The organism is Ruegeria sp. HKCCA0370 (genome assembly GCF_013033705.1).
In the GTDB taxonomy this organism is placed as follows: Bacteria; Pseudomonadota; Alphaproteobacteria; order Rhodobacterales; family Rhodobacteraceae; genus Ruegeria.
Genome location: NZ_WQEP01000009.1, coordinates 16,388 through 29,469, shown reverse-complemented (window position 1 = coordinate 29,469; position 13,082 = coordinate 16,388). Strand labels below are relative to the sequence as shown.

General features: G+C 52.9%; 14 protein-coding genes. 11 read left to right on the top strand and 3 right to left on the bottom strand.

Annotated features, from left to right (window positions below):
* The first annotated feature begins 48 nt into the window (after nt 1–48).
* Nucleotides 49–1,023, top strand: coding sequence for an adenylate/guanylate cyclase domain-containing protein (locus tag GOW31_RS17035; protein ID WP_171171702.1), 975 nt, complete (start codon nt 49–51; stop codon nt 1,021–1,023).
* A gap of 239 nt (nt 1,024–1,262) precedes the next feature.
* Here GOW31_RS17035 and GOW31_RS17030 read toward each other — a convergent pair whose 3' ends face one another.
* Nucleotides 1,263–1,481, bottom strand: a complete 219-nt coding sequence (locus GOW31_RS17030; RefSeq protein WP_152456637.1) for a hypothetical protein — start codon at nt 1,479–1,481, stop codon at nt 1,263–1,265.
* Nucleotides 1,482–1,692: 211 nt separating this feature from the next.
* Here GOW31_RS17030 and GOW31_RS17025 point away from each other — a divergent pair, with 211 nt between their 5' ends.
* From GOW31_RS17025 to GOW31_RS17010, 4 genes are all read left to right on the top strand, one after another.
* Nucleotides 1,693–2,193, top strand: coding sequence for a Dps family protein (locus tag GOW31_RS17025; protein ID WP_171171700.1), 501 nt, complete (start codon nt 1,693–1,695; stop codon nt 2,191–2,193).
* Between the two features lie 50 nt (nt 2,194–2,243).
* Nucleotides 2,244–2,528: a coiled coil domain-containing protein gene (locus GOW31_RS17020; RefSeq protein ID WP_171171697.1), complete on the top strand. Its 285-nt coding sequence runs from the start codon at nt 2,244–2,246 to the stop codon at nt 2,526–2,528.
* A 44-nt stretch (nt 2,529–2,572) separates the two neighbouring features.
* A complete protein-coding gene (locus GOW31_RS17015) occupies nt 2,573–3,838 on the top strand; it encodes a DUF2254 domain-containing protein (protein WP_171171695.1) in 1,266 nt (421 codons plus the stop codon).
* Nucleotides 3,839–4,117: 279 nt separating this feature from the next.
* Entirely contained in the window at nt 4,118–4,846 is a 729-nt protein-coding gene (locus tag GOW31_RS17010; protein ID WP_171120673.1) for an SDR family NAD(P)-dependent oxidoreductase, read from the top strand.
* 49 nt (nt 4,847–4,895) lie between these two features.
* Here the strand turns inward: GOW31_RS17010 and GOW31_RS17005 are convergent, their stop codons facing one another.
* Nucleotides 4,896–5,651 (bottom strand): N-acyl homoserine lactonase family protein, encoded by a 756-nt coding sequence (locus GOW31_RS17005; RefSeq protein WP_171171694.1) that lies wholly within the window; start codon nt 5,649–5,651, stop codon nt 4,896–4,898.
* A gap of 41 nt (nt 5,652–5,692) precedes the next feature.
* Between GOW31_RS17005 and GOW31_RS17000 the strand changes: the two genes are divergently transcribed.
* From GOW31_RS17000 to GOW31_RS16990, 3 genes are all read left to right on the top strand, one after another.
* Entirely contained in the window at nt 5,693–6,817 is a 1,125-nt protein-coding gene (locus GOW31_RS17000) for a pyridoxal phosphate-dependent aminotransferase (RefSeq protein ID WP_171171691.1), read from the top strand.
* Nucleotides 6,818–7,000: 183 nt separating this feature from the next.
* Nucleotides 7,001–7,474, top strand: a complete 474-nt coding sequence (locus tag GOW31_RS16995) for a DUF427 domain-containing protein (protein WP_171171689.1) — start codon at nt 7,001–7,003, stop codon at nt 7,472–7,474.
* A 231-nt stretch (nt 7,475–7,705) separates the two neighbouring features.
* Entirely contained in the window at nt 7,706–8,800 is a 1,095-nt protein-coding gene (locus GOW31_RS16990) for an ABC1 kinase family protein (RefSeq protein ID WP_371813787.1), read from the top strand.
* A gap of 174 nt (nt 8,801–8,974) precedes the next feature.
* Here the strand turns inward: GOW31_RS16990 and GOW31_RS16985 are convergent, their stop codons facing one another.
* Complete coding sequence (locus tag GOW31_RS16985) at nt 8,975–9,427, bottom strand: thiol-disulfide oxidoreductase DCC family protein (RefSeq protein ID WP_171171685.1); 453 nt, start codon at nt 9,425–9,427, stop codon at nt 8,975–8,977.
* Between the two features lie 732 nt (nt 9,428–10,159).
* Between GOW31_RS16985 and GOW31_RS16980 the strand changes: the two genes are divergently transcribed.
* The 3 genes from GOW31_RS16980 to GOW31_RS16970 are packed head-to-tail and all read left to right on the top strand — an operon-like array spanning nt 10,160 to nt 13,079.
* Nucleotides 10,160–11,701: a deoxyribodipyrimidine photo-lyase gene (locus GOW31_RS16980; protein ID WP_217356702.1), complete on the top strand. Its 1,542-nt coding sequence runs from the start codon at nt 10,160–10,162 to the stop codon at nt 11,699–11,701.
* A complete protein-coding gene (locus GOW31_RS16975; RefSeq protein WP_171171683.1) occupies nt 11,701–11,838 on the top strand; it encodes a DUF2256 domain-containing protein in 138 nt (45 codons plus the stop codon). Before GOW31_RS16980 ends, GOW31_RS16975 begins: the two co-directional genes overlap by 1 nt.
* Nucleotides 11,835–13,079, top strand: coding sequence for an FAD-binding domain-containing protein (locus GOW31_RS16970; RefSeq protein ID WP_171171681.1), 1,245 nt, complete (start codon nt 11,835–11,837; stop codon nt 13,077–13,079). The genes GOW31_RS16975 and GOW31_RS16970 overlap by 4 nt, the downstream gene beginning before the upstream one ends.
* Nucleotides 13,080–13,082: the final 3 nt, after the last annotated feature.

Below are 13,082 nucleotides of genomic sequence, written 5' to 3'. Positions count from 1 at the left end.
GCAAGGCCTTCTTAGTTTCTTCCCATGTAGCGTCTCGGGTTGCTTGCGATGATACGTTCCTCACCTGAACTGCTGGCAGTTTCCAGGCGTTGGTATGAGATTCTCAGAACCAAGAAGAATACTGAGGAATTGCGGAACTTTCTGTCGAAAGCAGAAGAACTTCGGTTCGTTGGAACCGGCGAAGGCGAGTATTGGAGCGGGCAAGCCGTTCGTGATGGGGTTAGCGGCTTTTTTGCGGAAATCCCGGCACCGGTCGTTTTCGAGGAAATTGAAGCGGAAGCCTTCGAAAACGGAGAAACGGGATGGTCATCCTTTGTCCATAAGATTCAGTTTGTCGGCTTTGACGAAGCCGTCTTCTATCGCACCGTCCTGATTTTTGTCCTGGAGGGAGCTGCCTGGAAGATCATCAATCGCCACGCTTCAGTGCCCACTCCGAATATTGAACTTGTGGGTAAGGAACAGCTGGCCATCCAAAAACTGATTGATGCCGCACGCGATGAAGGGCCCGAGCTGACCCAAACCGAAGGTTTAGCTTCGGTACTTTTCACTGATGTGGAGGGCAGTACGGCATTGGCAGAGGCGTTGGGTGATCAGCGTTGGTCGGTGCTGATCGAAAACCATTTCCGGGTCTTGTCGGCGATCATTGAAAAGCATCATGGCCAGTTCGTAAAATCCCTTGGAGATGGAACGTTGTCTGTCTTTCCGTCTGCGAAAGAAGCATTAGCGGCTGCCGTCAAAATTCAGAAGGCCATTGCGTCGGTGTCCGAAGAGCCGTTTTTCGGAATTCGTATTGGAATTCACACTGGCGATGTCGTGCAATCACGTGGAGATTTTTTCGGTACCGTGGTCAACAAGGCGTCACGCATTACAACGGCTGGTGTGGCAGGTGAAATACTCGTTTCAGATGTGACCCGCGCCATGGTTGCCGGACAGACCGGTTTTTCGTTTTCCGGCCTAGAACCCAGACTGCTCAAAGGTCTCCGTGGACACCACGTTCTATATCGGCTCCAGTGGAATAACTGAGCGTTGACTTTAACTTAACCCGACAAGTCGAATAGTGCCCTCGCGGATCAGTTGGGTACAAAGCACTGTGTTGCACAGTACAGAAAATCGCCAAAATACTCCGGTGGATTGCGGCTATCGCCCTACTGTCACGTGTGCAGTACGCAACAAGATCAGCATACAATTTCTCGCGCGCCGGATCGTTCGGTTGGTTCAGTGTCACGTCCTTCCAAAGACGAAATGCGCTGTGGATGCTTCTGTCACTCGTCCACAACACGAAACTCGCCGGATGGCGCGTCAGTAGGTGGTTCTTCGAACTCATTGGAAATCAGACCGCGACGGATGAGTTCTCGAATGGCGGCCGCTCTGGATGGCAGTCTGTTCTCGAACCGCCAATCATCGATGGCCTTAAGCTCTTCGAGGTCGAGCATTAGTTGCAGTTTTTCAGTGCGCTTTGGTGGTCGATTTTGATCAGACACTGGCATGACCTCAGTAGCTTACGTCAGTTACTCCAAGCATGTATGGCAATGGGCCTGTGTGTCTAGATCAATGTTGGCATGTTGGGCTGGATACCCATGATCATGAAGCGCCCCATTATGCGTGGCATACCTATAATAAGTATATGATTTTATTTGAAATTTACAATTTTCTCCCTAGTTTCTACTCTGTAAGAAAAGAAATGGAGTGAAAATGATACAGCAAGTTTTGAAGTCTGAAGTTCAGGAAGAAACGAACGATACAGGCATCGACAAAAATGCGTGGATCGCCAACGCGGTGACGGAAATACTGGCCGATACAATGATCCTGATGGTGAAAACGCAAGGCACACATTGGAACGTCGTCGGCCCACTATTCCTGCCGATCCATGAGCTTACAGAGCGTCAGTATCGTGACCTGTTTGAGGCCGCTGATGAATTGGCCGAGCGCGTGCGCGCGTTGGGTCAGGTGGCACCGATTTCGTTCACTGACATGGTTAGCCAGGCAAAGTTGACCGAAGAAGAAACGGTCAAAGACGCAGAAGGTATGATCAAGCAGTTGGTTGCAGACCATGAAGCGATCGCCCGAAACCTGCGTGAGACTGCCGCGACCGCCGCCCGTTATGGCGATGGGGCTACAGAGGATCTGATGAACGCCAGGATGGCCAAGCATGAAGAAGCAGTCTGGATGCTCAAGGCGATTGTTGCGGCCTAGTGGGCGGCTCCCGTCGATCTGAACCACCGTTTGAGAAGAAAGGAAAAAACATGACACGTGTTGGGTACGAGAAGAAGGCACAGCTGCAACTGGATAGTTGGAATGCCCAGATTGATGTTCTTGAAGCCAAGCTGAAAGTGGCGGAAGCGGATGCCAAGATCGAGCTCGAGGAACAACTCAGCAAGCTCTACAAGGTAAGGTCAGACGCAGAAGCTCAGCTGAAAGAGTTGAAGTCGACCAGCGACGAGGCCTGGGAAGACGTCAAAGAGGGCTACGAGGCTGCATGGAATAACATGCAGAGTGCTTTGAAAAAAGCGGCCGACCGGTTCGCGTAAAGCAGAGTTCGTTAAGAAAGCGCGTGTTGGGAATGGGGACTGGAATGCAAACACCCAGAGAATTAGTGAGATACTTTCGCGGGTTCCTAACCATCCCTGCCGCCATAAGTCTTTCAGGTCTTGTGGTGGCTGGGATTGTCTTCAAGACCGAGCAAGCGCTTGTGAAGTGGGGTTGGTCCGCTTCCGATTGGCTCAGCGTTTCGAATCGCACTGCGAGCGATGTACTGAGCGCAATCTCGGCAGCATCCATGTCCGCATTGGTCATGGTCTATTCCATTGTTCTTCTGGTCTACACCTTGGCAGCTGGATCTATTGGCCCCAGGCTCTTGCAACGCTTTGGCGAAGACAGGGTAAACCAGGTTGCAGTTGGTTCACTTGGAGCAACGTTTTTGTACAGCTTGATGATCTTGTGGTTGGTACGCGATGACACATCAGTGAACCTAGCCGTGGTGGTTGGCATAATCTATTCGATCGTCTCAGTTCTATTGCTGCTGCTCTTCGTCCATACAGTATCGACGCGCGTAACCATTGATCAGGAGGCGGCGCGGATTTCTGAAGCCTTGGATCGCCAAGTGAGCACCGCGATCGAAAACAGTGCAGATATTCCATCCTCAGAGGCAATCCCCGAGAAGGGAGACAAGCGCCCGGTCCCGGCTTCGGGAACTGGTTATGTGAACTCGATCAACACCGAAGAACTGGTGCGTGCGGCCAAACAAGCAGGAGCAGTCGTCGTTTTTGATGTGCAGCCTGGTGACTTTATGGTTCCATCGGACATTTTGGCCAATGTTCATGGTGATTGTAATGAGAGCCTCAATGATCTGGTGCAGACGGCAGCTCCGTTGATCCCCGCGCGAGACCCTAACGGAGATATCCGTTTTTCTGTCCATCTTCTCGTTGAAATCGCACTTCGGGCATTATCGCCGGGTGTCAACGACACGTTCACCGCAATTGTCTGCATCGACCGTCTATCGGCCTCTCTGGCCCGTGCGTGGTCGTCCAAGCTCTGCACGGGTGTGTATCGAGATGACGACGGAGCCGTGCGGGTGGTTTACCCATCCATCACGGCAGAGTCGTTGTTTCACGACTCGATGCCAGCTCTAAGACGCGCCGCTCGGGGCAATGGCCTCGTGACGGCCGCCCTTATTCGAGCTTTGGTGCGCATTGCTGAAGCGGCTCCAGAAAAGGAAGCGTGGGCTGTTGTAGATGAACTAACCGCAGTCAGAGATGAGACCCGAGAAAGCGACATGCTGGAGCGCGATATTGATAAGTTTTGTGGTCAAATCGAAACTGCAATGCGAGGGCTTAGTTAAACTTCCCTTACGCGCGTAGTCCCGTTCTGCGGGGGAGAAGTGCGTGGGCCATCCGCAGTGTTATCGAGAAGTACTTGAGTGCCGGGCTTGCCTTCAAGTTAAAAAAAGACGGCAAGCAGATGATGAAAGCAGACAGCAGGGAATGATCGCATAAAGCCCAAAACGGGCGGGCACTGAATTCAAGCAGAATTGACTTTCGCAGCTTTCAGATAAAAGGGTTGTGAGTTTCCTTCTTTAATTCGAAGTACCCCAATTCATGCCAAGGTGGGAGGAGTTGCTATGAAAACAGCGGTTGTGACTGGCGCCGCGGGAGGAATGGGTAAGGCCATCTGCCGCCAATTTCGGGCAGATGGGTTCCACGTCGTTGGACTGGACCTTAATGAAGAGGGTCTGGACGAACTGGCAACAGAATTAGGCCCAGATTTCACGCCGATCTCCGTCGACCTAACGGATTCCATGGCTATCGCTCAGACGTTTGATGGCATTAAGTCAGCGCACGGTGGTCTGGATGCTTTGGTAAACAACGCGGGCACCTGCTTCATGTCCGACTTCCCGCACATTCCGCCCGAGGAACTCGAAAAACAGATGGCAATCAACTTTAACTCTGCGTTCCATTGTTGCCAGCAGGCGGTTCAGTTGATGTTGGAACGCGAAGGCATCAAAAAGATTGTAAATATCTCTTCGAACGGAGCTTACAATTTCGATGTTTTCGACCCTCCGCACTACCGGGCGTCAAAGGCTGCTATGGATACCCTTACGAAAGACCTTGCCCGTCGATACGCAAACGAAAAAATCTGTGTGAATTCGCTGGCACCTGCCATGACCGAGACACCCTTGTTCAATGTCTTGACCGAGGAAGTCTTGGAGAAAGCCGTTAGTGCCATGCCGCATGGTCGCGCGATGCTACCCGAGCAAATCGCCTCTTGGGTCAGTTTTCTCATTTCGCCGGCCGGCGATGTTTCCAGCGGGAACGTGATTATTCTGAATCAAGGGCGCGACGTCAGATAACTGGCAGGCGCGACATCACTTTTCGGGAAAAGTGAGCCACAGGTTGGGATCAACGGTAGACTTCTGGTGCTTTCTTCAGAACGGGCCACTGCTTTGGGCAATGCCCATAGATTACAAAGGCATCTCGCTCGGATGCTAGACGCATCAACCTGTCTGCGCTGGCAATTGCGGCATCTTCGTCCCACGAACCTGCAAACTTCTCGTCGATTTCTGCCGGCCGGGATATTGCATCACTCGTTAATAAAATTGCACCCGAAGGAAGATCTACCATCACGGCGATCTGACCTGGCGCATGACCGGGTGAAGCCAAAACGAAGATGCCCGGTCCAATTTCTGCGTCGCCATCAACCAAGAGATAATCCTGGTCGGGCCATTCCAAAGGCCGTATATCGCCCCAATACAATGGGCGAGGCAAGGCTCGCTCCGCGGAAGAGATAAGAATTGGACTGCTTGGAAAGTCGCCCAATGCGCCGATATGGTCGATATGAGTGTGCGTACAAATCTGCAATGTGATGTCTGACGGAGTCAGTCCGAGTTTTGCCAGTTGTGCGCGTGGCAGATTGTCTGGTTCACACTTCAGGACCTCGCCGAACTCGTCCAATCGATCTTCTTTGACTGCGGCGTCGGTATCGGTCGCGTATTTTTCAGGAAACCCAGTGTCGATGAGTATTGCTTCTCCTAAGTCCGTCCGGATCAGAAACCCGCAGATCCCAATAATGCGGCCGGTGGAATGGACCTTGAACAGCCCGTAGTTCAAAACTGCCAAGTCACTCGGTCGCCCTTTGACAAATCCTTCTGCTTGCACAGACTCTCTCCCTGATTGACTACAAGGATTTTGAGTTGAGCATGAAAGTCAAGATACACACACTTTTTCAGTACCTGCTGGATACCACCGAAGCGGATCCAGAAGCTTTCGTTGGGTTTTCCTTGTCAGAGTCGCCGTGTTTGGGTGAGTTTATGGATGCGCTGGACCCAGCACTGCCGCTGGATTGGAACCAAAAAAGCTTTCGGGGCCTGCCTGCCTTACGACGACATGTCTTGGACCGCGCAGGCTTGTCTGATGTTTGCAAACCAGACGATGTTCTGATCACCGCAGGCGCTGCGGAAGCCAATTATCTTGCATTCATGCAATTGGTCCAACCGGGTGACGAAATCGTAACAGAACGCCCGGGCTGGCCGCAAGCGGGCGTATTGGCAGAGGCTGTTGGCGCGACTCTCAAAGTTGTCGACCGAGAAGTGAGCGCTGGTTGGTTATTGCCGCTGGACGAAGTTGAAGCCGCAGTAACGGAACGCACGCGGCTCATCTTTGTCACCAACCCCAATAACCCAACCGGCCGCCTGATGACCCGGGCAGAGCTGGAAAGGCTTGTACAAATTGCAGACCGTGTCGGCGCATGGCTGGTTGTTGATGAAGTTTACGCAGGATTGGAATGGAACGGGTCTCGTGCCCCTTCGATTGCCGGTTTGTATCCTAGGGGTATCACGACGGGCAGCGTTTCCAAAGCATTGGGGCTCCAGGGGCTGCGAACCGGCTGGATGATTTGCCGTGATCCCGATCTGATTTGGGATGCCATAATTCTGCGGGAAAACTCCAGCGAGATAATGAATATACTCGGCGAAGTCATTGCCGAAATCGCTTTAAGGCCTGACCGATACAATCAGTCAATGAAAACTGCGCGCGCAGATGGGATGAAAACACTGGAACGCCTTGATCGGTTTGTTGCCGAACAACCCCGCCTCGATTGGGTCAAACCTCAGGCTGGGTTGATTGGTTTGGCACGGCTTGACGGGATTGATGGCGATGTTTTCGCCAAACGCTTGCTCGCCGATCCGTATCGGACATTTCTTTTACCGGGCTCGTCATACGGGATGCAGAACCACGTCCGACTAGGCGTCGGAGGAGGTGCTGCTGCCAATCTCGACCTTGGCCTAGAGCGCATGGGCGAACTGTTGGCGAACTGGCAGACTTAAGACACTCATTTTAACGGTTCTGGCTGCAAAGTCGGTCTAACAGAACAGCCCGATCAAAGCTGATACTAAGCCCAATTGTGGTTCAAGTTCGCCTACCTTGTGTTGAAAGCTCTTTCGCTAGAATAACGCTGTCGGCGCGCTATCTCGCAGAAGGAACAGCCGAATACACAATCCGGTCCGACAATGACAGCTTTGACAATTGAAGACGTGCAAGACTATCCACGGCCACCTGCGCTGCAAGAGGTGCCCCATAACGTACGGATAGAGTTTGGCGGCCGAACAATCGTAGAAACCGATCAGGCGTTTCAGGTTCTCGAAACCCACCACGCCCCAACTTACTACATCCCACCGCATAACATTGATGCCGTTCTGACAAAAACCTCGGTCAGGTCATACTGCGAATGGAAGGGCGTTGCGAGTTACTGGGACGTTCAGAGCGGGGCGGCCAAGGCCACAAAAGCCGCATGGAGTTACGAGGAACCAACCACCAGGTTTGAACAGATAAAGGGCTATGTCGCCTTTTACGCCGGGCTTATGGACGGTTGTTTCGTTGGCAAGCATCGCGTGATCCCGCAACCCGGGGACTTTTATGGAGGTTGGGTCACCGAAAATTTGAAAGGTCGCATCAAAGGCTCTCCGGGCACGGAATTTTGGTGAGAATGTATGACTGACCCTAAACCCTCACCAACCTCTTTGGCAGTTCCGACAAGCCGTTTGGTCCGTGTTGCCGGTTTGAGCAGCATGACGGCAGGCATTGCAGGAAACGTGGCAGTACGCGCCCTTCGAGAGATCGGTCGCGGTGCGCGACCCGATATGCGTGGTTTGTTGATGTCCCCAGGTAACGTGACACGGATCGCGGATCAGCTTTCGCGCATGCGAGGGGCAGCGATGAAGGTGGGTCAGCTGATTTCGATGGATGCAGGCGAGGTCTTGCCACCTGAGCTGGCTGACATCATGGCAAGTTTGCGGGATCAGGCGCATTTCATGCCACCGAAGCAATTGCGTGACGTCCTGAACCGAACCTGGGGTACAGATTGGCGCAAATCCTTCAAAACTTTCAATGTAAGGCCCATTGCGGCGGCGAGTATCGGGCAAGTACATCGTGCAACTTTGAAAGACGGGCGCGATGTGGCGATCAAAGTGCAATATCCCGGTATCGCTCGCAGTATTGACAGCGATATTGCCAATGTGGCCGGGTTGGTTCGAATGTCCGGTCTACTTCCCAAAAGCTTTGATCTGGGGCCGTATATCCAAGAGGCGCGCAGTCAATTACGTGAAGAAACGGATTATGAACGCGAGGGGCGGCACATGCGCCACTTTGCTGACCTCTTGCAGGGTGATGAAGCCTTCGAAATTCCGGAGTTCTTTCCGGATTGGAGCACTCCCGAAGTTCTAACGATGTCCTTTCTGGAAGGTCGCCCTATCGAGACCGTGAGTGATGCGACCAGAGAGGAACGCAATCGAGTCTCAGAAGCCTTGGTCGATCTCACGCTGCGCGAGGTTTTCGAGTTCGGTATCATGCAAAGTGATCCAAATTTTGCCAATTACCGATACAACCCGGCAAATGAGAAGATCAGCCTCTTGGATTTTGGTGCGGCCCGAGCACTGCAACCATCGGCAATTGATGGGTATATGCATCTGCTGCGTGCAGGCCTGCGGGAAGATGACGAAGAGCTTCGTAACGCTGCCATCCAATTGAAGCTTGTTGAAGGTGATGGCCCGTTCGACGACCGGATCCTCGGAATGATCCGCATTGTTTTCGACGCAATCCTATCCGCGAATGAATTTGATTTTTCTGACCGAACGCTCTCTAACCACCTGAACAAGGAAGTCATGGCCTTGGCCCGGGCCGGGTATGTCCCGACCCCAATGCCAATGGATATTCTTTACCTTCAGCGAAAGATTGGGGGGATATTCTTGTTGGTCACGCGATTGAGTGCCTCGCTGCCTGTAAAGGCGCTTCTTGCAAAGTATGTCATCTGAACGACCTCCATCCTTCCTAACCCAGCAAACCGAGCAATAGCAGAACCCGCGGCACCGATATGCGTGACCAACCCAAAACAAAGCGCGAGTATAATGCGAGTGTTGCCAAGTGCGGGTTCGAGCCCCCGTTTTACGAGCCAAACCAGCCATTGAAATGACCATCGTCCAGATTGATCATGTCGACGAACCTGTCTCGTTAGCCGACTTCGCTCCGACCCAAGACGCGATCCTCGAAAGCATCGGTCTTAGGGGCAGGAAGCCCCGGTATGCAAGCTCTAGCAAAGGCGTTACCCCCGGCAAGCTTGCCACCCGTGCCAGCCAACGCCATTTGGGTAAAGTGCCCCAGAGTTCCGTAAACGCGCGTGCACCGGATACAAGCACTCCATCTGGTCGACGTACAGTGAAACGATCCATAGCTTCTTGCCGCGTTAGATCTTCATCAATTCGAACATTGGATTTGGAAACGTCGACAAACCTCAGGCGTTCAGCGCCCTCGCAGGAGGCATAGTGTTCGATCTCAACGGAGCAAAGCGGGCAAGATCCGTCGTAATAAACCGTAGCAAACGAATGATGGGTTGCGGCGTCATCAGATGTGAGAGCAACCTCAGCTTTGTCCGTTTTGTCCATTTTGTTTGACCTCGTCTTGTGGGCTTCATCCGTCCCGTTGCAAGACTTAGCGCAGATACCGAAGAAACGAGGGTTCAGCAGTGACATAAAGATGCGTTATGAGGCCGCAACTTGTGATGATGCTAGCCAAATTTTAGCGATTGCATCGCCTGAATAGCAGGCGTGCGGGCAATTTTGTTGAATAAGGTGAGGGGTTTGTAGGCACCTCGCTGTTTTTCCAAAGGCACTGAAAAGTTGCCCTACCAGAAGATGACTACTGCAATCTCACAAGCTCAGCCTCACAAGCTCAGCGGTTGGCGCAGCTCATGATCCACGGGGCTTGATACCGCATAAGTCAAGCTTCTGCTTTCGATGCGCAAACAGGATGGTCCCGTTTGAATACCTCCCTCTTGCGTTTACAGAGCTTTCGGGGTGGATGCTCTGAGGTCCGTTGCAAACCGTGCCTGGTAGCGTTCAAATCGACGGGCTGGTCTCTTTATCCTTTACTCAGAAATCAGACATTCAAATAAGACAGAGATGGGCTAACCCGCTCCTTTTTTGGTGGTTTAGGGCCCAGAGCGATCACTTACCAATGTCACCTTTGTCGGGGTCTTTTTCTTTTGGCCACGTGCTTTCGGTGGGTTCGCGAACGCTTCCGACATTCATGTACCGAAGGCCAATGGCTTCTCTGCAAAAAACCACGTCCTAGCGGAATGCGAGGAAGACTGGAACATAGATCCATTTCTAGTGGCCATGCGTACAAACCTTGAAAACGGAGGTATCGTGCAGGTCGTCTGGTTCAAACGGGATTTACGGGTAAATGATCATCAGGCACTGGCGCAAGCGTCTGAGGTCGGGCCAGTTCTGCCACTCTATGTGGTTGAACCTGAGCTTTGGCAGCAACCTGACGCGTCAACACGGCAGTGGAACTTTGTTGCTGAGACAATCGCTGAGTTGCGTGATGACCTTGGGAAACTGGGACAACCACTCATTGTGCGCACGGGACAAATTTTGGCGGTCCTTTCCAAGTTAAAAGATCGTGGTCTGATAGACGTACTTTGGTCACATGAAGAAACAGGAAACAATTGGACTTATCAGCGGGACCGTCAGGTAGCTGCATGGTGCAGGGACCACGGCGTGCGGTGGCACGAAGTACAAAACCATGGCGTTCTTCGCAGGCTCAAGTCTCGCGATGGCTGGGCGGAACGTTGGGATCGGTTTATGGCTTTGCCCGTTGCTTCACCAGTTGCGCTTAAGCATATCGACGTAGAACCGGGCTATATTCCCACGGGGCGCGACCTTGGCTTGCGGGATGATACATGTGTTGGTCGTCAAGCCGGTGGACGAGCTGCGGGTTTGGAACGTCTGAGCAGTTTTCTGACCCACCGTGGCAAAAGATACCTACGCGAAATGTCCAGCCCCTTGGAGGGGGCCGTTGCGTGTTCGCGGCTCTCGCCCTATCTGGCTTGGGGTGCGCTTTCGATGCGCGAGGTGTCCCAAGATACTGAAAATCAGAGACGCCGGTTGCCGCCGCAGGCAAAAGATTGGCGTAAGTCGCTTCGCTCGTTTTCGGGCCGTTTGCATTGGCATTGCCATTTTATTCAGAAACTTGAGGATGAACCCCGGATTGAATTTGAAAATCTGCATCGGCTCTACGATGGTCTTCGACCGAAAGCGCCAGATGCCCAGCTCTTGACCGCATGGTCCAACGGCGAAACGGGATATCCATTTCTGGACGCATGCATGCGGTCATTGCGGGCAACGGGCTGGCTTAACTTTCGGATGCGCGCAATGGTGATGGCCACTGCGAGTTATCATCTTTGGCTGGATTGGCGGGCCCCGGGTGAGCATTTGGCGCGCATGTTTACCGACTATGAGCCGGGCATTCACTGGAGTCAGGTGCAGATGCAATCAGGCACCACTGGCATCAATACCGTGCGCATCTATAATCCGGTTAAGCAGGGCTATGATCAGGATCCAGAAGGGTTGTTCATTCGGACATGGTTGCCGGAATTGTCCCAAATTGCGGATCAGCATATCCATGAACCCTGGAAAGCTCACAACGCGAAAGACATCCTTGGAACGCTTTATCCAGAGCGTGTTTTTGACCATCTAGCGGCAGCCAAGGCCGCGCGCGAGCGGGTTTGGGGAGTCCGCCGAAGTGCGGAGTTTCGTTCCGAAGCACACGCCATCGTGACAAAACACGCCAGCCGAAAGAATCGGCGGAATCCTCGCAAAGTCGCGCGGGCGTCTCAAAATCAAAAGCAACTCAGCCTGCCTCTGGAGGATCAGTGATGAAGATGCGCAAGAAAGCCGACTTACCCCAGAAGGTCTGCCCGGTCTGCCAGCGCCCGTTCACGTGGCGCAAGAAATGGGAAAACGTTTGGGATGAGGTGAAATACTGCTCGAAAAAATGCAGATCGGCTGCATGATCGAGATGTTTTCAGAACTTGATGAAGCGAAAGAGACGTTTGATTTCAAACCCACAAGGACCAACGGTCTTATAAGGCTGAAGCAGTTCGTGGGACGCACCGGGCGCCATTACGCAAGTGCGCGAAACTACGATTTTGGGACTGAGCGTCGCAGCAATGTTTCGGGTTTGTCACCTTGGCTGCGCCACCGTTTGATAACGGAGAAAGAAGTACTGGCAACGGTTTTAGCGTCGCATAATTTCGACGCGGCGGAGAAATTCGTGCAAGAAGTTTTTTGGCGCACTTACTTCAAGGGTTGGCTGGAACAAAGGCCCAGCGTCTGGTCACTGTATCAGCGGGATTTGCTGAGCGCTTGCGAGCGATTAAGAGATGATGAGGGCTTAAAGACCCGTTTCAATGATGCAGTGAACGGCAATACCGGCACCGACTGTTTCGACCATTGGGCGCGGGAACTGGTGGCGACAGGCTACCTTCATAACCATGCGCGCATGTGGTTTGCATCAATCTGGATTTTTACACTCCGCATACCTTGGCAGCTTGGTGCAGATTTCTTTTTGCGACATTTGCTGGATGGCGATCCCGCATCGAACACGCTGAGCTGGCGCTGGGTTGGCGGATTGCACACGAAAGGCAAAACTTACCTCGCGCGCCCTGACAACATCGCCAAATACACTGAAGGACGGTTTCAACCTAAAGGCCTGGCCAAATTTGCAGAACCGCTGACCGAGCCGGTAGATCACCCGCTCGTTCCCCTTTCAAGTCCGCACATGCACTCAGACAGCCCTTATCTGTTGCTGTTGACAGAGGATGATCTGTCAGCTCATCAATTGATGCCGACATCGCCTGTTGCCAAGATCGGACTTTTGGCGACGCATGGTCGATCCCCAAACCCGTTGGGAGACGTTGTACAGGATTTTGCCAAGGGCGCGATGAGCAACGCTTTGGAACCCCACGGAAAACTCGGGCAATCGACCGAGGACTGGTGTGGTACGTTGATCGAGGCAGCACGGAATGCAGGTGTTGCGACCATTGCAACAGCCTATGCGCCTGTCGGTCCCACTCAGTCACGGCTGGATCGTGCGGAACCTGTATTGAGAGACGCAGGCCTTTCTTTGAACAGGATAATGCGGCCGTACGACGCTTTAACATGGCCTAATGCGAAGGCCGGGTTCTTCGGCCTTCGAAAGAAGATCCCGTCGCTTCTACGCCAACTGAACTTGGCCACCCAAAAAAGACCATAGCCC